The sequence below is a fragment of the Streptomyces sp. NPDC003456 genome (assembly GCF_042878735.1).
Lineage (GTDB): Bacteria > Actinomycetota > Actinomycetes > Streptomycetales > Streptomycetaceae > Streptomyces.
The window spans coordinates 1-23002 of the sequence record NZ_JBIAOK010000012.1 but is presented as its reverse complement, the minus strand read 5'-3'; the positions used below and the strand labels follow the sequence as shown (position 1 = coordinate 23002).

The following is a 23002-nucleotide window of genomic DNA, read 5'->3' as shown; positions in this document are numbered from 1 at the left end:
GACCGGCCCGTCTACGACACGCAGATGGCCGACCAGCTCGAGAAGGCCGTCGAACAGCACGGCAAGGGCGACCTGGCCGCCCTGCTGGCCGGCGGAGACACCTGGACGGTCGTCGGCTGACGCGGGCGGCTCACGCGAAGCGGCCCGGCGCGACCTGGAGTCAGGTCGGGCCGGGCCGCTTCCACGTGCCGGTGCGGTCGGTCAGTGCACGAGGTCCTTCTCGTGCTCGGGGCTGGGCCGCGGGCCGGCCGGGGCCGCGGAGTGCAGGTGCCGCTGGAGCTTCTCGCCCTCGACGTCGACGTTCGGCAGCAGCCGGTCGAGCCAGCGCGGCAGCCACCAGGCGGCGTCGCCGAGCAGCGAGTGGACGGCCGGGACGATGACCATGCGGACCACGAAGGCGTCGAACAGGACGGCCGCGGCGAGGCCGAAGCCCATCATCGCGACCAGGTCGTCGGTCTCGAAGATGAAGCCCGCGAAGACGCTGATCATGATGAGCGCGGCGGCCACGACCACCCGGCCGCTGTGCCGGAAGCCGGTGACGACGGCGTCCTTCGGCGAGGCTCCGTGGACGTACGCCTCACGCATGCGGGTGACGAGGAAGACCTCGTAGTCCATGGCGAGGCCGAAGACCACGCCGATCATGAAGATCGGCAGCGTCGTCATGATGGGGCCGGTCTGGTCGATGCCGAAGAAGCCGGAGGCCCAGCCGAGCTGGAACACCGCGACCAGCGCGCCGAGCGCCGCGCTCACCGAGAGCAGGAAGCCGAGCGCCGCCTTCAGCGGGACCAGGACCGAGCGGAACACCAGGAGCAGCAGCAGGAAGGCCAGGCCGACCACCAGGCCGAGGTAGGGCAGCAGGGCGTCGGACAGGGTCTGGGAGAAGTCGATGAACAGGGCCGTCTGGCCGGTCACCAGGATCTCCGTGGCGCCCGAGGACGCCGCCAGCTCCGTCGACCGGGCGCGGATGTCCTTGACCAGGTTCTCGGTCTCGGTGTCGGTCGGGCCGGTCTTCGGGACGATGCTGAACAGGGCGGTGTCGCCGGCCTTGTTGGCGGTGGCCGGGGAGACCGAGGCGATCCGCCCCTCCTTCTTCAGCTCCGTGCCGACCTTGGCGCCGGCAGCGGCCGCGTCCTTGCCCTCGACGGTGACCGTCAGCGGGCCGTTGAAGCCGGGGCCGAAGGAGTCCGACAGCAGGTCGTAGGCCTTGCGCTGGGTGGTGTCGGTGGCCATCGTGCCCTCGCCGGGCAGGCCCAGCTCCAGCTTGGTGGCGGGAAGGGCGATCGCGCCGAGGCCGACCACCGCCAGGAGCAGCACCCCGAGCGGGCGGCGCACCACGAAGGACGCCCAGCGCGTGGCCAGGGCGGGCTTGGTCCGCGCCGCCAGCTTGGCGGCCTTCGCCTCGGACTTGCGCAGCTTGCGCGCCGACAGGGGCTTCCTGGCCTGGACGAGACGGCGGTCCGCGACCCGCAGCACCCGGCGCGGCGCGAAGCCGAGCAGGGCGGGCACGAAGGTGACGGCGATCAGCACGGCGACGGCGACCGTGCCGGCCGCGGCGAGCGCCATCTTGGTGAGGATGGGGATGCCGACGACCGCGAGGCCGCCCAGCGCGATGATGACGGTGAGCCCGGCGAAGACGACGGCCGAACCGGCGGTGCCGGTGGCGATGCCCGCGGCCTCCTGGGGCGTGCGGCCCTCGGCGATCTCGGAGCGGTAGCGGGAGACGATGAACAGGGCGTAGTCGATGCCGACCGCGAGGCCGATCATCATCGCCAGCGTCGACGTCGTCGCGGACAGGCCGAGGGTGGAGCCCAGCGCGGTGATGCCGGAGACGCCGACCCCCACGCCGATCAGGGCGGTGAGCAGCGGCATGCCGGCGGCGATCACCGAGCCGAAGGTGAGGAGCAGGACGACGGCCGAGATGAGGACGCCGACCTGCTCGCCGGTGCCGGAGACGGTCTGCTCGATCGGGACGGCGTCACCGCCCGCCTCGACGGTCAGTCCGCCGGCCCGGGCCCGGTCGGTGGCCTTGGTGAGCGCCTCGTGCGCCTCGTCGGTGAGGTCGGGCGCGGTGACCTCGTAGGACACCACGGCGTAGGCGGTCCGGCCGTCGCTGCTGACGGTGCCGGCGGCGAACGGGTCGGCGACGCCGGCCACCTGGGGCGCCTTGCGGAGTTCGCCGAGGAGTGCGCCGACCGCGGGCTTCTCGTCGGCGATCTCCTTGCCCTCGGGCGCGCGGATGACCACACGGGCGGTGGCGCCGTCGGCGCCCGCGTCGGGGAACTTCTCCTCGAGCAGGTCGAACGCCTTCTGCGACTCGGTGCCCGGCATCGAGAACTGCTCGGTCGGCGGCGTGGGCGCGGAGGAGGCCGCGGCACCGACGCCGACGACGATCAGCGCCCACAGCAGGGTCACGAAGCCGCGCCGCCGGAAGGCGAAACGGCCGAGTTTGTAGAGGAAGGTAGCCACGGTTAACCGCACTTCCGTCGAGGGGAGGGGGGATGAGGAACCGCATGGCGATGCGGCCGGCCGCCCGGCCGAGCACGGGACGGCGGCTGTGACGGACGCGTCGACCAGCGGGGCGGACGGGCGTGCTGACGACAGCTAGGCGGCCGTCGTCAGCACGGGCACGCGCACCGCGCCCTGCCGCACCAGCGGCCGTACGGCCCGCCCGCGGGGGACGGCGAAGACGCAGCGGCGCAGCACGACGAAGCGTCCGGTGCCGGCGAGGCCGGAGGCGCCGAGGTAGACGAGTTGCTCGGTGAGCAGGCCGGGGGAGGGCTGCACCAGGTGCAGGACCCCGACGGCGACGCTGGTGGCCAGGCAGGCGGCCGCCGCCGAGCCGGCGGACTGCCAGTGCTCGCGCCATCGGGCGCCCCGCCCCTTGGCGAAGGTGAAACGGGCGTGGAGCTCGGTGCACAGCAGGGTCGAGACGGCGATGACGACCGCGTTCGCGACGGCCCACGGCAGTGCCGTCGCCAGCAGCGGCACCGCGAGGCTGGACAGGACCCCGACGCCGCCGCCGAGGACCGCGAAGCGCAGGAAGGAGGCGGCACGGTTGGGACCGGCCGAAGCCGTCACAGCGGGCTTGTGTGCGAGCGGCGTCATGGCGGCGTCCTTCCTCACGGGCGGGTGCGCGGGGGGTGCTGTTACAGGCTTCGGGCGGTGATGTCGCCGTAGGAGGTGGTGGCGTGGACGACCAGCTCGGCGGCGGAACCGGCCGTGTTGGTCAGGGAGTTGTCGATCCGGCCGTATCCGGTGCCGGCGTCGAGGGTGGCGGAGGTGCCGCGGGCGGCGCCGACGGTGATGGCGCCGTGCTCGGTGCGCAGGGTGAGCGTGCCGCGCACGGCCTCGGTGACGGTGAGGTCGCCCTTCTGGGTGGTGAGTTCGGCGGTGCCGTCCAGCCGGCCGACGGTGATGTCGCCGGCCTGGAGGGACAGCCGGGCTCCCGCGGTCTCCTCGAGGTCGACCAGGCCCTGCGCGCCCTCGAAGACGACGTCGCCGAGCCGCCCCGCGCCACGCAGTTCCCCGTCGGCCGACCGCGCCTCCACCCGCGAGCCGGCGGGCAGTTCGACGATGACCTCCAGGGAGCCGGAGGCGCCGACGACCGGGTTCGTCTCCTGCCGGGTCTCGATGCGCAGGACGCCGTCGGTGCACGTCACCTCGGTCGCCTCGGCCGCCTTCACGTCCCGGTTCCTGGAGGGGTCGCCGGGGCGGACCTCGACGGTGGTGTCGGCGCGGTCGCCGGCCGTGAACCGGATGTTCCCGGCGGGGACGTCCAGGACGACGGACAGGGGTGCGGGGGTCTTGAACGTCTGCATCTCGGACTCCTAGCTCGCTTTTTCAGACAATGGAAACGCTACGTTGCATTCGTGGATCCGGCAACCAACTTGTTGCATGGAATGGAAGTCAAAGCAGCTCAGAGAGGCGAAATCGTTGCAACAATTAGGAATCTAACGCAACGTTAGCCACCCGGTGTCGTTGCAATGAATCGAAGTGAACGCTGCCGGCCGGTCCACTGCGGCCCCCGTGTCCCGAGTGGGGCCGAACCGATCCTCGGCCCCCCGTGTCTTCAGCGGGGCTGAACCGCCCCTCGGCCCCCCGTGTCTCGAGCAGGGCTGAACCGATCCTCCGGTGACTCCTGGGACGTTGGCCGAGACTCCTGGGACGTCGGCAGACGACCAGGCGCCGTCCGCCCACCGTCAGGAGGCCGTTCATGACCGTGCACGCGTCGGAGCCGACGGTGGTGCCCGAGGCGCCCGCACCGCGCGGCCGCGAGCGGACCCGGGGCGCCGTCGCCCTCGCCGTGATCGCCGGATGCAACGCGATGATCCAGCTCGACGACCCGATCGTGAACATCGCGCTGCCCGGCCTGCGCGAGGCCGTCGGACTGTCCGCCACGGGCGCGGCGTGGGTCGTCAACGCCTATCTCCTCGCCTTCGGCGGCCTGCTGCTGCTCGGCGGCCGGGCCGGTGACATCCTGGGCCGCCGCAAGGTGTTCCTGACGGGGGTCGCGCTGTTCACGGCGGCCGCCGCACTGCGCGGCCTCGCCCAGTCCGCCGAGTTCCTGATCGCCGTACGGGCCGTGCAGGGCGCCGGCGCGGCACTGGCCGCCCCCAGTGGACTCGCCCTGCTGCTCAGCACGTTCACGGAGCCGGCCGCCCGCAGGCGGGCGATCGCCGTGTGCACGATGGTGGGCGCGGTCAGCACCGCCGGCGGGCTGCTCCTCGCGGGCGCGCTCACCTCTCTCGCCTCCTGGCGCTGGGTGCTGTACCTGGACGTTCCCCTGGGCCTGGCGATCGTGCTGGTCGCGCCGCTCGTGCTCGACGAGACGCCCCGCCACCGCGGCCGCTTCGACCTGCCCGGCGCGCTGCTGTCCGTGCTGGGCGCCGCCCTGCTGATCTACGGGCTCACCCAGGCCGCCGAGCGGGAGTTGAGCGACCCGGTGGCCGTCGGCTGCGTGCTGGGCGGAGCCGCGACACTGGCGGTCTTCGCGGCCGTGGAACGACGGGCACGGCAGCCCATCGTGGCGCCGCGGCTGTTCGCCGACCGTGACCGGCTGCTCGCCTACCTGGGGACCCTCGCCGCGCCCGGCGCCCTGATCGGCACGTACTTCTTCCTCAGCCAGTACTTCCAGCAGCAGCACGGCTGGTCGGCGTTGGCCACCGCCTGGGCGCTGCTGCCACTGCCCGTGACCATGGCTGTGACGGCGGTCGCCGCGAGCAGGCTCGAACGGCACCTCGGCACCCGCCACTTGTGGGTCACCGGCGCCGTGCTGCTGGTGACCGGGAACCTGTGGCTGGCCACGCTCCAGGCGGGCGACGGCTACCGGGGCACGGTGCTGCCGGCGCTGGTACTGCTCGGCGCGGGCATGGCGTGCTGTGTGCTGCCGCCGACCGTCCTGGCGACCTCGGGGCTGCGCGGCGACGAGGCGGGCACGGCCGCCGGCGTCCTCAACTCCGTGCAGTCCGTGGGCGGTTCCGTCGGCCTGGCCACGCTCGTCATGGTCTCCTCCCACACCGGCGGCATGCAGGGCGGCTTCGCCACCGGCGCGGCCTTCGCGGCCTGCGCCCTACTGGCGGCACTGCTCCTGCGCCGCCGCTGAGCACCGCACGCGGAACTTTCCGGCCGCCTGAAACGCTACGTTGCATTCATGCACAGAGCAACCAACATGTTGCGCCGAAAGCAAGAACGTGCATCTCACACTCCCGATCCCGTTGCAATGGATGATCGCCTAACGCAACGACACTCTCCCCATCCGTTGCAATGAAAGAAAGGCGGACGCTAAGCTGCCTCACCACGCACCACGAGGGAGACCGCCATGCCGGGAGGCAGACTCACCCAGCAGGAACGCCAGCAGATCGCGCTCGGGCTGGCCGACAGCCTCCCCTACGCGGAGATCGCCAGGCGCCTGGACCGCCCGACCTCGACGATCACACGCGAGGTGATGCGCAACGGCGGCCCCACCTCCTACCGCGCCGACCTGGCCCACCTCACCGCCGAACGCCGCGCGCACCGCCGCCGGCAGGCCACGCCCCGCAGCGGACAGCAGGCGCCCGAACAGCCCTACGGCCGCGATCCCGAGGCGGTTCGCGCGTACGAGGAGACGCTCACCGGCGTCTTCATGCAGTCGGGCGTGCCCAAGATGATGTCCCGGGTCCTGGTCTGCCTCTACACCACCGACGAGGGCAGCCTCACCGCGGCCGAACTCGTCCAGCGCCTTCAGGTCAGCCCGGCGTCCATCTCCAAGGCGATCGCGTTCCTGGAGGGCCAGGGCCTCATCCGCCGCGAGCGCGACGAGCGCCGCCGCGAGCGCTACCTCGTGGGCGACGACGTCTGGTACCAGGCGATGATCGCCAGCGCCGCGTCCCTCGCCCAGGTCGTCAAGGCCTCCCAGGAGGGCGTCGGCATCCTCGGCCCCGGCACCCCAGCCGCCACCCGCCTGGAGAACATCGCCCGCTTCCTCGACTACGTCCGCGAAAGCACCATCCGCGCCGCGGAACAGGCCCGAGAGGTCCTCCACACCAAGTCCGGGACCGCACCCCCGGACGCACCGACCGACGCGCCCTGACTACGCTCCGACCAACCCAGACTGCCGTGCAAGAGCGCTCTTTGCACGGCCTGTGTGCGGCCCAGGTACGCCAGACGTACGCATTTCGTACGCTTAGCCCCCTGCCATAGGCACGTCGGACAGCATCCGGCAAGGGTCCATCCACCGGCCAGGCGGCGCCGGTCTCACCCCAGCCTGGACGCTGCCCGCACAGCCGCATCGGTGGGGGCTCCGTCCCGCTCCGGGAGCAGCTCGGGCATCCCCTCCACCAGCACCACGACGCCGATCACCTCACCGGCCTCGGAGCGGCCGACCCACACCGGGTAGGTACCGTCTCCGGTCGTCGCGAAGGACATGAGCTCGCCGCCGGAAGCCTCGTCCCAGGTGCGCTGCATGAACATGGAACCGTCGTCCAGGTCCTCGTACCCGTCCAGGTCCGACTCTCCCCGGATCAGCCCGCGTTCGAAGAGCGCGATGAGGTGATTCCAGGCCGCGGCGTCGGCGAAGCAGCCGGTGGCGCCGTCGGTGTCGAAGCCGGTTGTCTGCTGCTCGACGAACAGCCGGGGATCGTCATCGGGACCGAGGGCCATCTCCCAGGTCGCTGCGGGGGTCTCGCTGACGAGCAGGCGGACGGCCGTGGGTTCCGTGGTCGTGACCTCCGCGTCCCGCCACTCGCAGTGGTAGCTGAAGCGGACCCGCGCTTCGTCGAGTACGTACTCCCCGGGCGGGACGGGGACGGTGATGCGCGGCCCGTCGCCGTGGCCGAGGTCCGGGCCGGAGACGGCCAGCAGCCCGCTGGGTACGCGCAGGGTGCCGACCCGGTGCGGCTCCACGACGGTCATCTCCGGGTGGTACCCGTCGCTCACGCGCACCCCGGGCCGGAACAACTCGTTGATGGGCCCGGGCTGCGCGGGGCGCGGCGGACGCCAGCAGGCAGCGGGGGCGTCTGCGTCACCTGGCTGGGCTGCCAGGGCCACCTCAGCCGTCTCGAAGGCCGGCGGCTCAGTGAGCCCGTGGACCTGGGCCGAGAGCAGCGGCCACTCCCCGAAGGCGGGGCGGTCCATCCAGCGCTCGTCGTCCCGCAGTACGGGTGAGGTGACGTAGGAGCCCCCACCCTGCCCCTGCCGCTCCTCCGTCCGCCGGCCCCTCCCGTCCGGGAAGAGCTCCACGGTGATGCGGGGGCACGCCTGGTCGAACTCCGCCATCTCCGGGTCTGTGTAGTACCAGCCCACCGAGTACCGGCGCAGCAGCCGCGACGGGTCGTCCAGCAACCGCAGGTCCAGGTCATAGGTGCGGCGGCCCTGGGCGTCGTAGACCCACAGCCCCACGTAGCAGTCCCGCCAGGAGACGAGCCGGACTTCCAGCGGGGCCTCCCGGCCCGGCTCCCGGTACACCACCACGTACGGAAGCCCGGCGGCATCCCGCTGCCGGGCCTCCTCGGCGGACATCGGCCGCCAGGGCGCACAAGCCTCCAGATCCCACGCCTGCGCGTAGACCACCTCGACGACCATCGCCGCTCCTCCTCCTGCAACCTGCCTTGGTCCTGAGCCGAGCTGCAAGGTAGCCGCTGCCCAGTGGAGGTGTCCCGCAGTCGGCGGCTGGGACGGCAGCCCGCGCAGACATCGACCTGCCCAGGCCGGCCGGCACCGGGTGGTGGTCGTATCCGGCACCCAACATGCCCGGAACCCGGGCCGACGTGGCCCGGCCGTGATGTCATCGTGGAGCACTCGCGCGGATGTCTGAGCAGACGGCTGCCCCGCCTCGGCATGCTCCTTTCTCCGCCCTGCTCCTCACGCCGAGATGACGAGAACAGGGGGATGTCCGATGGACGAAGGGCGCCGGGAAGGGCTGGAGCGGATTCGCTCCAAGCTCGAACTGATCAGACAGGTGGAGGCCGAGCACGGCTTCGGGGTGATCATCGACAGGACGAGGAACCCGGAGCCCGTTGCGGAACTGCCGCACGGGGTCACCGAGGTGTTCGGCCTCTTCTCCCGGCTGGGCGCCGGCCACTTCCGCTTCTTCCAGCCCGACGAGGTCCAGGACCCAGCCGCGTGGGCGGCCCGGGCGACCGATCCGAACTGCCCACTGGGCAGCCCCCTGCCCATCGGCTGCGAACGCCACCGCGCCCCGGAGGACATCGAGTGCGGCTCCCGCATATGGCTGGACCCGGACGACGGGGACGTCTACTCCTACGACATCGACGACTACATCCACCTGTACAAGCACCCGGACGAAACGATCGACCTCCTGGTGTTCGCCAACGACATCGTCACGTTCTTCGACCGCTTCGTCCTCGGGCCGGCCTACCCCCAGCTCGTCGCAGCCATGATCGGACCAGGCGCAGTCACGCAACGTGACCGGCGCGGCCGGTACCGGGACAGATGGCTGCGGCTGCTGACGGAGAGCGGACTGGCCAGGACCGACGACAAGGAGGCGATCCAGGAGATGCCCGATGTGACCCGGTTGACCCTGAGTGACTAGAAGCTGTTGGGAAGCCGCCTGCCCCCGGAGGCGGCCAGCGCACGCCGCGGTCGACGCACGGGCGCTCGCCGCTGCCGGGGCCGTGCGCGACGTAGCCCGCCATGCTGTGCCGCGTCGCCGGCGACCTCGCCGACAGGCGTCAGTAGTACAGCGTGGGACTGCAGCTGGTGCGGTGCAGGGCGCCCGTGCTGGTGTACACCTTCACGCAGGAGTAGGCACTTCCGCTGGTCACAGGAAGCGTGGCGACGTTGTAGCTGATCGGCCCGAACCGGCCGGTCCGGTTGAGGGCGTACGTCGCCGACTTCACCGCCGCCCCCTTGTTGTAGAGGGTGAGGACAGCCTTGGTGCTGCTGCTGTCCGGCGTGGCGTTCTGGTAGAAGTCCGCGTACACGTAGTTCCCCGACTTGCTGATGCACGCATCGGTCGTTTCCTTGGCGCCGCATCCTCCCCCTGTCGCTGCAGTTGCGGGCGTGCCGGTGGCGATCGTGAGGCCGAGGATTGTCGCGGCCAGCACGAGCGTGGGTCGCAGTTTCGAGATCATTTCCGTCCTCCGTACGAGAAGAGAGCATCGGTTTTGGTGCCTCACCACTTTGTGTCGATCTCCCTTGCCGCAGCGACGCTTTGTGGCAGCATTCGAGCAGGTTCGAATGCATCGTCGCGGCGCGAGAGAGCAGGTCGGGGGCCATGATCGAGCTCACCGTGGGCGCTGCCGGGCTCGCTCGCTCCCGCTTCGCTGTCTCGCCGTTGTCCGAGGTGACGGCGACCTTGCTTCCCTGGGGTCTGCAGCCGTCCCCCGAAGCCGCCCCGTGGGTCGCTCGCGCACGGCGCGTCCTGCGCCGGGCGCGACTGCCGTTGCTGTCCGCGCTGGCCTTGGACGGGCCCGGATACGTGCCCGACTTCCTCAGTCCACTCCCGCCCGGCCCTTCGCCCAGCATCGAGGAGGAGTTGCAGCGGGTCCGGCGCACCCCGCCCGGACGTGTGCTGGCCGAAATGCAGGCGTTGCGCGGCGGCCGGCCACGCAACGGCCTCGCCGGTTGCGAGCTGCCGAGAGAGGTGCGACGCGCCATGAGCCGGGGCGGTGGGCAGATGGCCCGGCAGGCGGCGGACGAGTTACGGCGCTACTGGGAGCTGGCCTTCGCCCCGCACTGGGAAGCCGCCGAGGCCGTTCTGCATGCGGAGCTCAACCGCTGTGCCGGCGTACTCGCGCGGCAAGGAGCAGCCAAGCTCTTCAACTCGCTGCACCAAGACCTCCGCTGGGAGGACGGAACCCTTCACGTCGAAAGCGGTCTGCGCATCGCACTGCCGGACGTCCCCCTGATAGTCGTCATGCCATCACTGGTCGCACCACGACCGGCCGCGCACGTGGACCCCACCCACGACGAAGACAAGCCCCCGACACTCGTCTATCCCGTGCGCAGCACAGCGATCGCCCGCGCCTTCGCCCCGGCAAAGCCCTCCGCCGAGATGGCCCAGCTACTCGGCCCCACCCGCTCCGGGTTGCTCGCCGCGCTGACACAACCGGCCTCCACCACGGAATTGGCCGCGCGCCAGTTCCTCAGCCCCGCGACCGTCTCCTACCACTTGGGCGTACTGCATCGAGCGGGTCTCGTCACCCGCTCCCGGTCCGGCCGATCGGTGCTGTATCGCCGCACCTCGACAGACACCTAGGGCCTGTCGTTCGGATCATGACGCAGACGCGGGGCCCGGCACGCGCATCTGCCGCGTTGTCGTCACTCGCCGATGCTCCGCATCGACTCCCTCCTCCGCCTTGCAGCTGCACGCACCAGACCCCGCTCACCGGCGTTCACCTGTGCTGCCGATGCCCTGCGCCAAGATCCAAACGACAGGCCCTAGGCCGCTTCACCCGGATCACCTCGCCGACCAGATGAGGATGGCGTCGATGCGGAGCCCGGCCAGGTAGATGGTGGCGGTCTTGTCGTAGCGGGTGGCCGGGCCGCCCCATTACGCGGTGTCCGTGGCGCAGGTGCCGATCTCACCGCGTTCTGCGAGCAGGGCACGGAATTGCTGCGGCGAGCTGACGGGAGGCCGGGAGCGGAGGCACCGCTCGGCGCTCCTGTGGTCACCTGCCACCTCGACCAGCCGGGCACGGCCCACGCCTACCGCCGGTGTACGGGATGGATCGCCACGGTGGGCGAGCATCACCTTGCGATCCGGCTGGCGCTGGCCTTCGACATCCCGCCCGGCCACGCGGTGAGACCACGACGCCAACTGGCCTCGCCTTCATGCCGGCCTGGACGCCCTGCTGGCGGCGCGTGCCGAGCAACTGGGCCTACCCGAAGGCGACTGACCGGGAGTGGGGACGGTCCGCTCCCCACCGGCGGAACAGGGCGAGCGGGCCGACGCTCCAGAGTAAGGGCCCCTACGCGCCGGGTTCGGCACCCGCCCCGGTCAGACGCGCCAGGTCCCCAGCACACACGGGACGTTGAGGCCACGAACAGCCCATGGCAGGCTCATGCCGCATGATCGATGACTTCGCGAAGGACACGCTGCACGGGAGACTGCGGCGGGACCGCAAGGCGCTGCTCTGGAAACTCGACGGCTTGTCCGAATACGACGCCCGCCGACCTCTGACAGTGACCGGGACCAACCTCCTCGGCCTGGTCAAACACGTGGCCAGTGTCGAGGCCAGGTACTTCGGCGAGGTCTTCGACCGGCCCTCCCCGCAACCGCTGCCCCGGTGGCAGGACCACGACGGAAGCGATCTGTGGGCGGGCGAGCACGAGACTCGCGATCAGATCATCGGGTTCTACCGGCGCACGTGGGAACATTCCGACGCGACGATCGACGAGCTTGCTCTCGATGCCCCCGGCCGCGTGCCGTGGTGGCCGGAGCCTCATTCCGACACGAACCTGTTCGCCATCCTGGTCCACGTCCTCGGCGAGACCAACCGGCATGCCGGGCATGCCGACATCCTGCGCGAAGGCGTCGACGGCCGAACCGGGATGCGCCCCGAACACGAGATGCACATCGATGAGGACGCCCGCATCGCGCACTGGGCCAAGATCGAGCAGGCCGCCAGATCGGCCGCGTCAGTCAGGCATCAAGGCGGGCCCGCCCTGTAGAGACTCACACGCCTTGGCCGTCAGCCCGAGAAGAGCCACCAGGGCGACACCGAGCACGGAAACCACGACCTTCGACTTCATGCCGCCGATCAAAGCCGCCCGGGCGGGACACAGGATCCGGGCCCGCTCCGCCACACGAGCTGGGACGTGCCACACAAGGCCGCCGTACCTCACGTGTGATGAACTGTGGCCCGATTTCGAGACGTTGATCTCGTCTCGGACAAGAGAGCGGGAGGGGCCGTGGGCCTTGGTGGGGGGACATGGCAGCGACTGACCGCCGTGGTACTCGTCCTGGCGGTGGCGGCCGGGTGTACGGGCCAGCGCGAAGGCGCACGCGGCGGAAACGACGAAGACCTGCTGCGGAACCACGACTGGACGCACATGCCGGGCACCACCGCGCACAACGACATCCTGCGGGTCAGCGCATTGGATCGGCGCATCGTGGAGCAGGACTCCTCCGGCGGCCAGCCCAACCCCCCGCTGAACCTCGCCGGCCCGCATCTGAGGTCCGACGGCGACTTCACCGTCACCGCGCGCATGTCCGGTGTGGGGGACGATGACGGCGACTCATGGCTGCGGCTGTACGGACGTGTACCGGTCATCTACGACGAGTGGCGGCAGGAGCGGCCCTCACTCCGCGTCGGCGTGACCGCCGACGGACAAGTGAAGGTACAGATATGGGACGGCGAGGGCGATGAGCCTGCCACCTCCAAGCATTTCGACTGCGGCTGCTCCGGGACGGTGACACTCGCCGTGTCGAGCATCGGTGACACCTTCCGCGTGAAAGCCGACGGGCGGCGGCTGGGAACCGTGCACGACCCGGGGGTGTTCGCCGAGGGCACTGTCTGGTTCGGCCTGGAGGCGGACCCGGGCGAAGACGAGCGCCGCGAAGGATGGCGCCTGACGCAGCTGACCGCGCGGGCAGAGAGCGGTGACGCGCTCCGCGTGATCAAGGCGCCGCAGCTACGCCAGAAGCAGACCGACGACTCGCTGCGCGCGCGGGCCGCAGACGCGGGGCGGCCCTTCGACGTCGGCACCGCCCTGGCCGAGAACCCGCTGCTCACCGACTCACGCTACCGGGCGCTCGCCGGAAGCCAGTTCTCCATGCTCACCCCCGAGAACGCGTTCAAGCCACAGTTCCTCCACCCACGCCCGGGCGTCTACGACTTCCACGACGCGGACCTACTCGTACGCTTCGCTCGCGCAAACCGCATGAAGGTGCATGCGCACACCCTCGTCTGGCACGAGGCTCTGCCCACCTGGATGCGGGACGACACCGACCCCGAAGAGGTGCGCCGGACCATGCTCCGGCACATCGCCATGGTCGCCGGGCACTTCAAGGGAAAGGTCGCGGAATGGGATGTGGTCAACGAGCCCATGTCCGACGACGAGGACAGCTACACCAACGGGGACCTCGGTCTGCGCTCCGAGCAGAGCCCATGGTTCGCGGCCATGGGCGAGGAGTACATCGACGAGGCGTTCAGGGCCGCCCACCGGGCCGATCCGAAGGCACGGCTGTTCCTCAACGAGTACGGGGTCGAGGAGGAAGGCGAGCGGTGGGACGCGCTTCACGATCTGCTCAAGCGGCTCAAGGAACGCGGCGTCCCGATCGACGGCGTGGGTTTCCAGAACCATGAATACGCACCCGGCGACCGCACCGACCCCGAGACCTTCCGCAGCCACCTGCGGGAACTGGCGGAACTCGGGATCCAGGCGCGGGTGTCCGAGATGGACGTCCCCATAAGTGAGGACGAGAAGGACGGGCAGCAGACCCAGGCTGATCAGATGGCGGGCAAGCTGCGGGTCTGCCTGGAAGAGCCGAACTGCACATCATTATCCACATGGGGCTTCACCGACCGGTACGGCTCCACCGCCGAAACCAAGATCTATCCTCCGCGCACGGCCGACTCCCTGCCGTGGGACGCGGCCCTACGGCCGAAGCCGGCGTACGAGCGCTTGCTCGAGGCCTTTGACGAGGCGTGAGGAATCAAGGTGCGATCTCTCGGTGCGGCGTCGATGGTAGTGAGAGTCAAAGAGCGTCTTCCCCGGAGCCGGCCCCTTTCAGCCTATGGGACCGAGGTCGTGTAGACGCTGACCAGCTATTTTCCACCAGGATGGGCGGGGCGGTCAGAGCTGGACTGGCCATCTCGACACGTACAAGAGGTTCGGCTGATGGTTGACTCGATTCTCCTGGAGGCCCTCAACAGGGTCTTCAAGCCGTTGGGATTTCGAAAGAAGTCGGCAAACTGATACAGATTGTCTGGCGATTATGTCGGACTCGCTCCAGCGGTCATTGTCAAGGCGGGATAACTCCCGGAGTCGGAATGTCTCTTCAGGTTGAGGGCGGGCGCAATCACCTCCATTCCCGCGAAGATGTCGACCTTGTATCCGGAGAAGGCCGTGATGTCCGCCGCCGGGTGGTCAGAGCCGTAGTCCCTCTTTGCCTGCCGCAGCGTTTCCCCGTACAACAGCGGGTTGATCTCCTTGCGGCAGCGGTCGGACAGCATGCGGTGTGCGGTGCTCGTCTCGGCGGCGAAGTAGGCGTCCGTATACCGCTTGACGGCGTCCTCCAGTGCGGCGGTGCCGGCATCGGCGGAGGCGCTCGGCTTAAGGCGTAACGGAGGGTCGGCTGCTCGTGGCCGGCGCGCTCGGGCTGGCGCTGGGGGTCGGGTCGGGGCCTTCACCCTCGGTGTGGCCGGGCCCGGAACAGGCCGTGAGCGTGGCGAGCAGGAGTGCAGCGGCGAGCGTGGTGGTGCGGGTGCGCATGTGTCCCCCCTGGACGGTGCGTGGTGTGAGGGCATCGTGACACAGCGGGCATGACCCCCTCGCTCCTGGGCAGGGCTGGTGCCGATGCTCACCGAGCAAGCGAAGCGAACGCGGGGGAGAGGGCGGCGTCGGTGAGCAGCGGCCCGGGTCAGGCCGGGGCGGCCTGATCGGCCAGTGCAGCGAGCGGGGAGCGCCGACCTTTCTCCAGCGCGCGCAGCTGCTCCCGGTCGACTTCTGGGTCGGCGGGGACGACCGCGTCGACGGACGCAACCCGCAGAGCGGCGTCGCGGCGTCGCCCGCTGGCTCCTGCCAGAGGCGGAGCAGGAAGAGGACGGGATGGGGATGTCCTCGTACGGGGTAGGCGAGCGTGACGACGCGGGGCGGCCCAGCGCGCTGCTTGAGGGAGGGTCCGTATGCAATTCGACGACGATGCTGCTCTGGACACGTCCGAGGTCGTGGACGGGCGGCAAGGCGCGCTGGCCGGGATCCCGGGCGGCGGGAAGACCATCGGCGGGGGACTGGTCGGGCTCGTGGTGCTGGTCGCGTCCGTGCTCTTGGGTGTCGACCCCGGGATGTTCGACTCGGGCAGCAGCGACACGTCCTCGTCCGGCACGTCAGCCGCGGACCTCGCGGCGGACTGCCGGACCGGTGCCGACGCCAACCGCAAGGAGGAGTGCCGGATCGTCGCTGTGGTCGACAGCGTGCAGGCATTCTGGAAGCAGACGGAGACAGCCGTGGGCAAGCCCTACCAGCAGGCCCCGACGTTCCTGTTCACCGGCAGTGTGAACACCGGTTGCGGGAACGCGACTTCCGACGTCGGCCCGTTCTACTGCTCAGCCGATGACAGGGTCTATCTCGACCTCGACTTCTTCAACGACCTGAGCAGCAAGTACGGCGCCAAGGGTGGCCCGTTCGCCGAGGCCTACGTCATCGCGCACGAATACGGTCACCACGTCCAGGACCTCAGCGGAACGATCTCCCGCGGCAGCGGAAGGGGCCAGAACAGCGGCTCGGTGAAACTCGAGTTGCAGGCGGATTGCTACGCCGGAGTGTGGGCCCACCACGCCACCACCACCCCCGACCCCAAGAGCGGTAAGCCACTGATCACCGACTTGACGAAGGACGACATCAACCGAGGGCTGGACGCGGCCGCCGCCGTGGGAGACGACCGTATCCAGGAGCGCTACCAGGGCAGGGTCACACCGGACACCTGGACGCACGGCTCCGCGCATCAGCGCCAGCAATGGTTCTCCACCGGCTACCGCTCCGGCCGCGTCTCCAGCTGCAACACGTTCAACTGACGACGCCGACAACCACGCCACGGGGCCCGGCTGGGAGCCGCCGCTGGGGGACAGATCGCGTGCCGTGCCGTCCCGCGGTCGGTGGTCAACAACCGGCACCACGTGGGAGCGCTGCCTCGACAGGCTGACCGCTTCCAAGCCCTTGCCGTCGCCGCGCAGCCAATGACCTGAGTCAGACATTCTCGTCACATCGGCGGCCATCAGCCGGGTGCAGGGCGGCCGCCAGGTCCGGCCCGGCCTGCTCGAGTCCGGCCGCCGGCACGGCAGGCGGCTCGCGAGAATCACCCGAGAATCTCTGACTCACCTCACCCGTAGTGCTTCGTCAGGTTGCCGACTGTCTGCGGTTCTTCGAATGCTGGGCAGCGGCACCTCTGGCTCTGCACGGGTATCCGTCGGCTGTCCGGGCACCCGAGACGTCATGCACGGACACCATGCGCGTCCCACCAACAGCACTCTCATCGGCCAGGCCTCCACCGCCGAGACATCGACGCCCGGTCACAACGGCGCCAAGCACTCACGCCGAGGCCGGCGCACCGGCCGCCTGCGCCGCCGCGTCCTCGCCTACCGGGCCATCGATTTCCTGTCCACGCACATCCCGGACCACCCCGGACCGGGCGACGAATGCCTGCTCCTCGTGCACATCCGCCAGGTCGTCGGCCAGGTCCGCTACCAGATCTGCACCGACTGCGCCCAGGGCGTCATCACCACCGTCACCATCGACGAACGCTTCCACAGCACCGGTCTGGGCACCCGTGCGCTGTCACACCTACGGTCCCGCCACCCGGGACTGACCTGGCGCAGCACGCTGCGCAAGCGCACCACCCGTGATCTCCTGCGCCGGATGCGCATTCCCGCAACCACGTCTGCCACGCCCTGCCCCCACGCTCACCAGACACTCGCTACCCCGGCCGGCCCGATACTCCCCAACGGCTGACCCCAGCGCTCACCGGTCACAGCGCCCGGTGGAGAAGCCGCCCCCCTCAGGCCGCGCGTTGGGTGCTTGACGTACATCACCGCGCCGCACGGCCGGACCGGCATGGAGGACGGGTGACAGGGCATCCGAGGCGAAGAGGAAGGGCTGACCGTGCTCTCGGTGCCGCCCGTCGACGTCAAGAGCTCCCGAGGGGTGAGAAGGTGAAGGGCTTCCGCAGCTTCATCCTGCGCGGCAACGTGGTCGACCTGGCCGTCGGCATCGTCATCGGGGCAGCGTTCACCGCCGTGGTGAACGGCTTCGTCAGCGCCTTCCTGACCCCACTCGTCGGACTGGCCACCGGCGCCACCGGCGACATGAGCCACAAAACCTTCACCCTGGGCGCCACCAAGTTCCCCTACGGCGCCTTCATCAACGCCGCGATCAGCTTCCTCCTCCTCGCCAGCGCCCTCTACTTCCTGGTCGTGCTCCCGATCAACAAGCTCCACGAACGCCTCGCCCCGCACCACGACGTCCAGGCCCCCAAACGGGACTGCCCCGAATGCCTCAGCCCCGTACCCGCCCAGGCCCGACGCTGCGCCTCCTGCACCGTCTCCCTGCCCGCCGTACCCGCTCAGGCCGGGGAGACAACCCAGCGCGCCGGGTGACCCCACATTGCCGGAGTTGGCGACGGCGTCCGACGCCGAACCGCTCCCCAGGTCCAGGCGCTCGGCAGCGCCGCACGCCCGCAGTACGTCGACGGTGCCCTGCTCGAGGATGCCGGCGCGCTGGCGCTGCTCGACGTAGCTGCGGTCCCGGTGCTCCAAGGCCCCGCCCGCAGTCGATGCGCGTGTCGGCCGGTTGGTGGAGGGCGTGACCGTCCTGAGCGTGCGTACCCCGATATCGTCCGCGCGTCCCATGTACCGTCAAGCCACCCGCCGATCCTCGCCGTCACCCCCGCTGTCGCCGTCGGAACAGGAGCACGTCCATGCGTCTCTACGCCCAAAGCCCAGCGCGTCGGGGTCGTCAGCTGATCGCGGATCTGATCGCTCTGCTCCTGATCGCGAGCACAGTGAAGTTCGCCCTGGTCGTCCGTGACGTGATCCTGACATTTGCCGAGCCCGGGCGGAAAGCCGAGAGCGCGGGCGACAGCCTCGCCTCCAGTCTCGACGATGCGGGCAACGTGGCCTCGAATGTCCCCTTCGTCGGTGACTCGTTGAAGAAGCCACTCAAGTCCGCGGCCGAGGCCGGCACGAGTCTCTCCGATGCCGGACAGTCGTTGCAGGACACCGTGGGCCATGTCGCCACGCTCACGACGATCGCCCTGATCGTCCTTCCGACCACCGTGATCCTGGTGTTGTGGCTCGTTCCACGGCTGCGGTGGATCCGGCGGAGCGCCACCACTCGTCGCCTCCTCGATGCCCCCGGCGGCGCCGACCTCCTCGCGCTGCGTGCGCTCATCGGGCCGCAGCGGCCGCTGGTCGCGCTTGCCACGCCACCGGGCGGCCTGGCCGACGCCTGGCGTCGCGGGGACCCTGACGTCATCGCCGACCTGGCGACGCTGACGCTGCGACGCGCGGGTCTTCGACCCTGACCGGGCAAGCGGCGGAGCCGGTCGCACCTGTGCACCCGGTCCCTGCAACATCACCCAGGACGCCGTCGGGACTCGGTCGGCGTCACCGGCCAGAACGTCTCCGGCGCGACGACCGGTTTCATCCGCGACCCCTTGGGCACGCTGGTCGCCACGCCCCGTCCCTCCTCACGGAGGTTGCGTCCATCGCATGCCGATGGCGAAATGCAGTTCCTGTCCAGGAGCGGTGTTTGTTGTGATCAGAAGCGGGTGCTCTGGCCTGGGTTGATCAGTTTTGGCGGCAGGCAAGTCGCCTCTCTCTTGGTCCGCCGGTGAGTGCGTCGGCTGGTAGGCGACGGTAGTGGTCCAGCAGAGCGGCTATCTGCTCGGGGTCGACGTCTACGGCGGCGACGAGGGCGGCAAGGAGTGTCTGCGCGGGAGGTGCGTTCGCCGGCTGCGGCAGCTGCGCGGACCAGGATGTTCAGCCTCCGGTCTGACACGCGCGTCGCGGTCGAGCAGTCGCATCGCTGCGGACCCGTAGCAGCCGCTTGCCCTCTGCGGCGGCCGCCGCCGATGTGCGCCGGTACGGTTGCGCGGTAGGTACGCCCTTCGTACGTGTTCGGTACGCCTCACGCCCACTCCGCGCCCAGTTCCCGCAGGGCGGCCAGCTGGTCCTGGGCGAGCTTGTCCCGCCTCGCGCGGGTGTTGGAGACCCACACGCCCAGCTTGACGGACGTCGGATCCGTTTCGCCGTCGACCTTGACCTCGACGACCGCGTCGCGCGGCACCGGCCGGTGGGTGCCTTCCCGCTCCACCCACTGCGCCAAGGCCGCAAGTCCCCGCTGGAACGCCTGCTGAGTCTTGCTCGGGTCCTTCGTCACACGCGGGACTGTCGGGGCCAGAGCGGGTGCCTGGACGGGTTGCACACCCAGTGCGGTCAGCCGCTCCTGCTGCTCCTCGGACAGCTGCGCCCAGGTGCTCGGATTCCTCTGTCGCTGGAGCCATTTGCCGAGGTCATCGCCTTCGTAGAGTACGCCGGGTGCGATTTCGGGGAGGACGCCACCGGGCTCGTCGGCGGCGAGGCCGGCGAGCACCCGGTAGGGGCGTTGCCAGTTCAGCGGCCAGGGGCAGTTCCAGTCGGGGTCGATCCAGGTGAGCTGCGCTGCGCGTGCGGTGGCCCGCTGCGGGTCCTTCCCCAGGCCGCCTTTGCGGCGCAGGTTGGCCATGTGCTGCCCAATGGGCATCATCGCCTCGCTCTCGCCCCACACCGCGTCCTGCCGCGGCGCGAGGTGCCCGGTGGCCCGCCGGTAGGACCGCAGCGCGGCGAGCTTGTTCTCCCACGCTTCCTCGCCCGGCTCCCAGACCATCCCGGCTTCCGGCGCGTCCAGGAGGACCTTGCGCCGGTCCTCCAGCTCCCCGGCCCGCAGGGCTTTGCGCTGCTGGTGGACCCACCGCCCGAGCGGAAATGCCTTCGTCGCTCCTACTTCGACGTCAACGTCGTAGGGAACGGCGTAAACGCCGGTGATCTCGTTTTCCTTCCGCCAGCGGATGAGGGCTTGGTAGCCCTCGAGCCACACCAGGGACTCGGGCCGGTAGACCCGGGTGCGCAGGAACGCCGCGATCGTGGCTGCGCCGCGCGGGCTGGAGAAGTGCAGCAGCGCGGGTCCGGCAGCGGCGTCGGTGTCGTTCTGCTCCTGGTGCTGACCGTCGCTCTCGCCGCCGGCCCCGACGATCCGCCCCTGTTCGTCGCGCTGGAGGTGGACCGTGCGTTTGCCGTGGGTGAGAGCGCGGGAGGCGAGCTGCTCGATGAGACGCTCGTCGTGGCTGCGCAGGCCCTGGAGCACGGCTACGAGCGGCTTGAAGCTGGCGGAGGCGACCATGTCGGTCGGGTCCTCACCGGGCTCCAGGAACACAGGCACGATGATCCTGGCGACCTTGGTGGAGCCGTCTTTGTTGAGCCTCAGCGCGCGGCCGATGTTCTGGACGATCTCGACCTGGGAGCCGCGGGTGTCGGCGAAGCAGATGGAGTCGACTCCCCGTTCGCCGGTGATGTCGACGCCTTCTCCTAGGACGCGGCAGCTGGCGAGGAAGGCGCGGTGGACCCGGCGCCTGGTCGCGTCGATGCCGTCTGCGAACTGACGTAGTACCTCCCGGCGTTCGGTCACGAGGTGGTCGCCGCACAGCCACGCCGACCACACCCGGTTCGGGGGTACGTGGCGGCCGGCCTCGAGTTCGTAGAACCCCGCGCCGATCGACGACGCGGGCAGCTGCTCCGCCTTGGCCAGGTCCTCGTCCGAGGCGTCGCCTGCATACAGCTCGGCAGCGGTCTCCGGCAGCTTCTCGGCGAACGCGGCGGCTTCTTCGACCTTCTGGTGGAAGGTCATGACCGTACGGAGGTTGTAGGCGGCGGCGTGCTCCAGGAGCGCGGTCTGCAGGAGCGCCAGGCGCCGGCCGCGCCGCGCTTCCTCCGATTCTGCGAGGACGGGGGAGGGGTCGCGGATCTCCAGCACGTCGATTTCGAACCCGGCGAGGATCTCCCGCTCGATCGCCTCCGACAGGCCCAGCTCGGCGATCCACGCGCCGTAGGTCCCGTCCGGGTCGTCGGCCATGGTCGCGAGCTCCACCTCCTGGCCGCCGGAGCCCTTCTGGGGCCGGGGCGCGGCGAGGATGCGCGGGGTCGCGGTGAGGTAGAGCCGGAAGTCCGCCGGGATCCGCTGGTTGTCGTGGATCGCTGCCCACGGGCGACCAAGGTCTCCGGCGGTTGCGTGGGCCTCGTCGACGATCGCGAGGTCGAAGCCCGCCATGTGCTGGCCGTAGAGCCGCTGCCCGCCCGCCAGAGCGGCCTCCAGCGGCCCGCGGACTTTCCGCTGGCCTTCGGGTGCGTCGATGTCCTCGCGGTCCACCAGGGAGGCGTACGTGGCGAACACGACCACGGGCCCGGACCCGGCCCACAGGGCGAGCTGGATCGGGTTGGTGGTGGTCCGCACGCCCAGCTCCTTCAGCACCGGGTCGTTCTCCAGCGAGCACACCGCGACCATCGGCGCCCGGTGACCGACCAGGCGCCACGCCTGGGCGGTCTGCGCGAGCAGGTCCAGGGTGGGCACGGTCACGAGGATCCGGCCGTCCGCGAACGACTCCAGCGCGCACGCGGCAGCCGTGATCGTCTTGCCCGAACCGGTCGCTGACACGATTGTGCCCCGGGCACCCTGCGGGGGCACAGGTGATCTTGCCGGGAATCCTACCCATTTTCGGAACGCCGATATCTGGTCAACCTGGTGTTCTCTCGGAGTGATCCTCTGCAATTTGGGAGCCCCTCCCTTCAGGATTCTTTCCAGCCCAGTACAGAGCAGTGTCGACATCGCGCGGGGTCCAGCCGTCTGCGCGTCCTCCGCTGTGTTTGAGGAGGGTGTCGAGGAGGTCCATGTAGCGGCCGTAGCGGCCTGGACGGTCTGTGAGTGTGAGCCCAAGGAGGTCGATGGCGCGCTGGACACGCTGGTCGTAGACGGCCATCCGCGTGGGAGCCGCCGAGGTCAGGATGGCCGACGCGAGAGCGTCACCCCTGACGAACCCGGGCAGTTCAGAGATGGCACTGCGCCCCGCCTGAGCCGCCTCACCGCGCGAGAGAGTGAGGTCCTGGACTGACGCAACGGCCTGCCCGGTGACGGCTCGCACCTGGCTGTCGGGCAGCGACATGAGAGCTGTTACCCAACGGGTCGGCGCAGAAAGGCGTTTCCAGACGACCAAGGCAGCGATGTCCCTCTTACCAAGACTGCCGGCACGCTCGACGTGCTGCGCAACATCCCAGAAGACCTCGTCATAGTGAGGTGATACGGCTGCCAGGTAGGCCGCGCGTGCGGGGACGAGCACGTCCCACACCGCGTGACAGAATGCAGAAGATTCTTCTCTGTCCACGAGCAGTCATCTCCTGAGCCGGTTCACTGAGGTTGAGGGGTGTCTCCTGTTTTCGCCAACAGTACATGCTGCATCAGTCCGAGGAGCCGCGATACAGAAACCCGACCCGCCCGAGCGCCTCTCACCCCTCGTAACCAGCCGGCCCACACCAGCGGGCCCAACGGTTCTGGAGGCGCAGCCGGAAGGACCTCAGGCGGGGAGCGCAGCGGACCCGCCGGCCAGGCTGGAGCGAAGCGGAAGCCTGGTAGCGGGACACAGTCCCGCCGGTCCGGGAGCGCAGCGGACGGACGGTCACCCTGCTTGCTGCGCAAGCAGGGTGTGCGGGTGGCGCAGCCACCCGCCAGCGCTCACGCGGAGCGGGAGCGCAACACTCGCGCGCAGCGCGAGTGTTCGCTTGCACATCGCGCAGCGATGTGGTACCCGCTCCGCGGG

The 23002-nt window shown here is 70.0% G+C and carries 17 protein-coding genes and 2 pseudogenes; 11 read left to right on the top strand and 8 right to left on the bottom strand.

Annotated elements, in window-relative coordinates; genetic code table 11:
• Positions 1-120, top strand: a pseudogene (locus ACFYWG_RS33460) (2-oxoacid:ferredoxin oxidoreductase subunit beta); the annotation flags it as partial.
• Positions 121-201: 81 nt separating this feature from the next.
• Here ACFYWG_RS33460 and ACFYWG_RS33455 read toward each other — a convergent pair.
• The 3 genes from ACFYWG_RS33455 to ACFYWG_RS33445 all read right to left on the bottom strand — a co-directional run bounded on the left by ACFYWG_RS33455 (position 202) and on the right by ACFYWG_RS33445 (position 3818).
• Positions 202-2466 carry an MMPL family transporter gene (locus ACFYWG_RS33455; RefSeq protein WP_389204487.1) on the bottom strand — a complete coding sequence of 755 codons (2265 nt, stop codon included), beginning with the start codon at positions 2464-2466 and terminating at the stop codon, positions 202-204.
• Between the two features lie 135 nt (positions 2467-2601).
• Positions 2602-3105, bottom strand: coding sequence for a GtrA family protein (locus ACFYWG_RS33450; RefSeq protein WP_389204485.1), 504 nt, complete (start codon positions 3103-3105; stop codon positions 2602-2604).
• 41 nt (positions 3106-3146) lie between these two features.
• Positions 3147-3818, bottom strand: a complete 672-nt coding sequence (locus ACFYWG_RS33445) for a DUF4097 family beta strand repeat-containing protein (RefSeq protein ID WP_389204483.1) — start codon at positions 3816-3818, stop codon at positions 3147-3149.
• A gap of 395 nt (positions 3819-4213) precedes the next feature.
• Between ACFYWG_RS33445 and ACFYWG_RS33440 the strand changes: the two genes are divergently transcribed.
• Both ACFYWG_RS33440 and ACFYWG_RS33435 read left to right on the top strand, forming a co-directional pair.
• Complete coding sequence (locus ACFYWG_RS33440; protein WP_389204481.1) at positions 4214-5602, top strand: MFS transporter; 1389 nt, start codon at positions 4214-4216, stop codon at positions 5600-5602.
• Positions 5603-5818: 216 nt separating this feature from the next.
• Positions 5819-6568: a helix-turn-helix domain-containing protein gene (locus ACFYWG_RS33435; protein WP_389204479.1), complete on the top strand. Its 750-nt coding sequence runs from the start codon at positions 5819-5821 to the stop codon at positions 6566-6568.
• Positions 6569-6732: 164 nt separating this feature from the next.
• On the opposite strand, the gene ACFYWG_RS33430 is transcribed toward ACFYWG_RS33435, so the two are convergent.
• Positions 6733-8058, bottom strand: coding sequence for a DUF4241 domain-containing protein (locus ACFYWG_RS33430; protein ID WP_389204477.1), 1326 nt, complete (start codon positions 8056-8058; stop codon positions 6733-6735).
• A gap of 313 nt (positions 8059-8371) precedes the next feature.
• On the opposite strand from ACFYWG_RS33430, the gene ACFYWG_RS33425 reads away from it, so the two are divergent.
• Positions 8372-9028 carry a hypothetical protein gene (locus ACFYWG_RS33425; RefSeq protein ID WP_389204475.1) on the top strand — a complete coding sequence of 219 codons (657 nt, stop codon included), beginning with the start codon at positions 8372-8374 and terminating at the stop codon, positions 9026-9028.
• Between the two features lie 139 nt (positions 9029-9167).
• Here ACFYWG_RS33425 and ACFYWG_RS33420 read toward each other — a convergent pair whose 3' ends face one another.
• The gene (locus tag ACFYWG_RS33420) at positions 9168-9569 is read right to left on the bottom strand and encodes a hypothetical protein (protein WP_376333422.1); all 402 of its coding nucleotides are present in this window, start codon (positions 9567-9569) and stop codon (positions 9168-9170) included.
• A gap of 143 nt (positions 9570-9712) precedes the next feature.
• Here ACFYWG_RS33420 and ACFYWG_RS33415 point away from each other — a divergent pair, with 143 nt between their 5' ends.
• The 6 genes from ACFYWG_RS33415 to mscL all read left to right on the top strand — a co-directional run bounded on the left by ACFYWG_RS33415 (position 9713) and on the right by mscL (position 17756).
• Positions 9713-10696 (top strand): ArsR/SmtB family transcription factor, encoded by a 984-nt coding sequence (locus ACFYWG_RS33415; RefSeq protein WP_389204473.1) that lies wholly within the window; start codon positions 9713-9715, stop codon positions 10694-10696.
• A gap of 812 nt (positions 10697-11508) precedes the next feature.
• Positions 11509-12111, top strand: a complete 603-nt coding sequence (locus ACFYWG_RS33410) for a DinB family protein (protein WP_389204471.1) — start codon at positions 11509-11511, stop codon at positions 12109-12111.
• Between the two features lie 240 nt (positions 12112-12351).
• Positions 12352-14094: an endo-1,4-beta-xylanase gene (locus tag ACFYWG_RS33405; RefSeq protein ID WP_389204469.1), complete on the top strand. Its 1743-nt coding sequence runs from the start codon at positions 12352-12354 to the stop codon at positions 14092-14094.
• 1196 nt (positions 14095-15290) lie between these two features.
• Positions 15291-16178: a neutral zinc metallopeptidase gene (locus ACFYWG_RS33400; protein ID WP_389204467.1), complete on the top strand. Its 888-nt coding sequence runs from the start codon at positions 15291-15293 to the stop codon at positions 16176-16178.
• Between the two features lie 418 nt (positions 16179-16596).
• The gene (locus tag ACFYWG_RS33395) at positions 16597-17112 is read left to right on the top strand and encodes a hypothetical protein (protein WP_389204465.1); all 516 of its coding nucleotides are present in this window, start codon (positions 16597-16599) and stop codon (positions 17110-17112) included.
• 200 nt (positions 17113-17312) lie between these two features.
• Complete coding sequence (mscL, locus tag ACFYWG_RS33390) at positions 17313-17756, top strand: large conductance mechanosensitive channel protein MscL (RefSeq protein ID WP_383504135.1); 444 nt, start codon at positions 17313-17315, stop codon at positions 17754-17756.
• Positions 17757-17807: 51 nt separating this feature from the next.
• Here mscL and ACFYWG_RS33385 read toward each other — a convergent pair.
• A pseudogene (locus tag ACFYWG_RS33385) lies at positions 17808-17915 on the bottom strand (4-hydroxybenzoate 3-monooxygenase); the annotation flags it as partial.
• Positions 17916-18076: 161 nt separating this feature from the next.
• Here ACFYWG_RS33385 and ACFYWG_RS33380 point away from each other — a divergent pair.
• Positions 18077-18682 carry a hypothetical protein gene (locus ACFYWG_RS33380; protein WP_389204463.1) on the top strand — a complete coding sequence of 202 codons (606 nt, stop codon included), beginning with the start codon at positions 18077-18079 and terminating at the stop codon, positions 18680-18682.
• Positions 18683-19287: 605 nt separating this feature from the next.
• On the opposite strand, the gene ACFYWG_RS33375 is transcribed toward ACFYWG_RS33380, so the two are convergent.
• Together ACFYWG_RS33375 and ACFYWG_RS33370 are read right to left on the bottom strand one after the other, a co-directional pair.
• Positions 19288-21960, bottom strand: coding sequence for a Helicase associated domain protein (locus tag ACFYWG_RS33375; protein WP_389204461.1), 2673 nt, complete (start codon positions 21958-21960; stop codon positions 19288-19290).
• Entirely contained in the window at positions 21926-22570 is a 645-nt protein-coding gene (locus ACFYWG_RS33370; RefSeq protein WP_389204459.1) for a hypothetical protein, read from the bottom strand. The genes ACFYWG_RS33375 and ACFYWG_RS33370 overlap by 35 nt, the downstream gene beginning before the upstream one ends.
• Positions 22571-23002 lie beyond the last annotated feature (432 nt).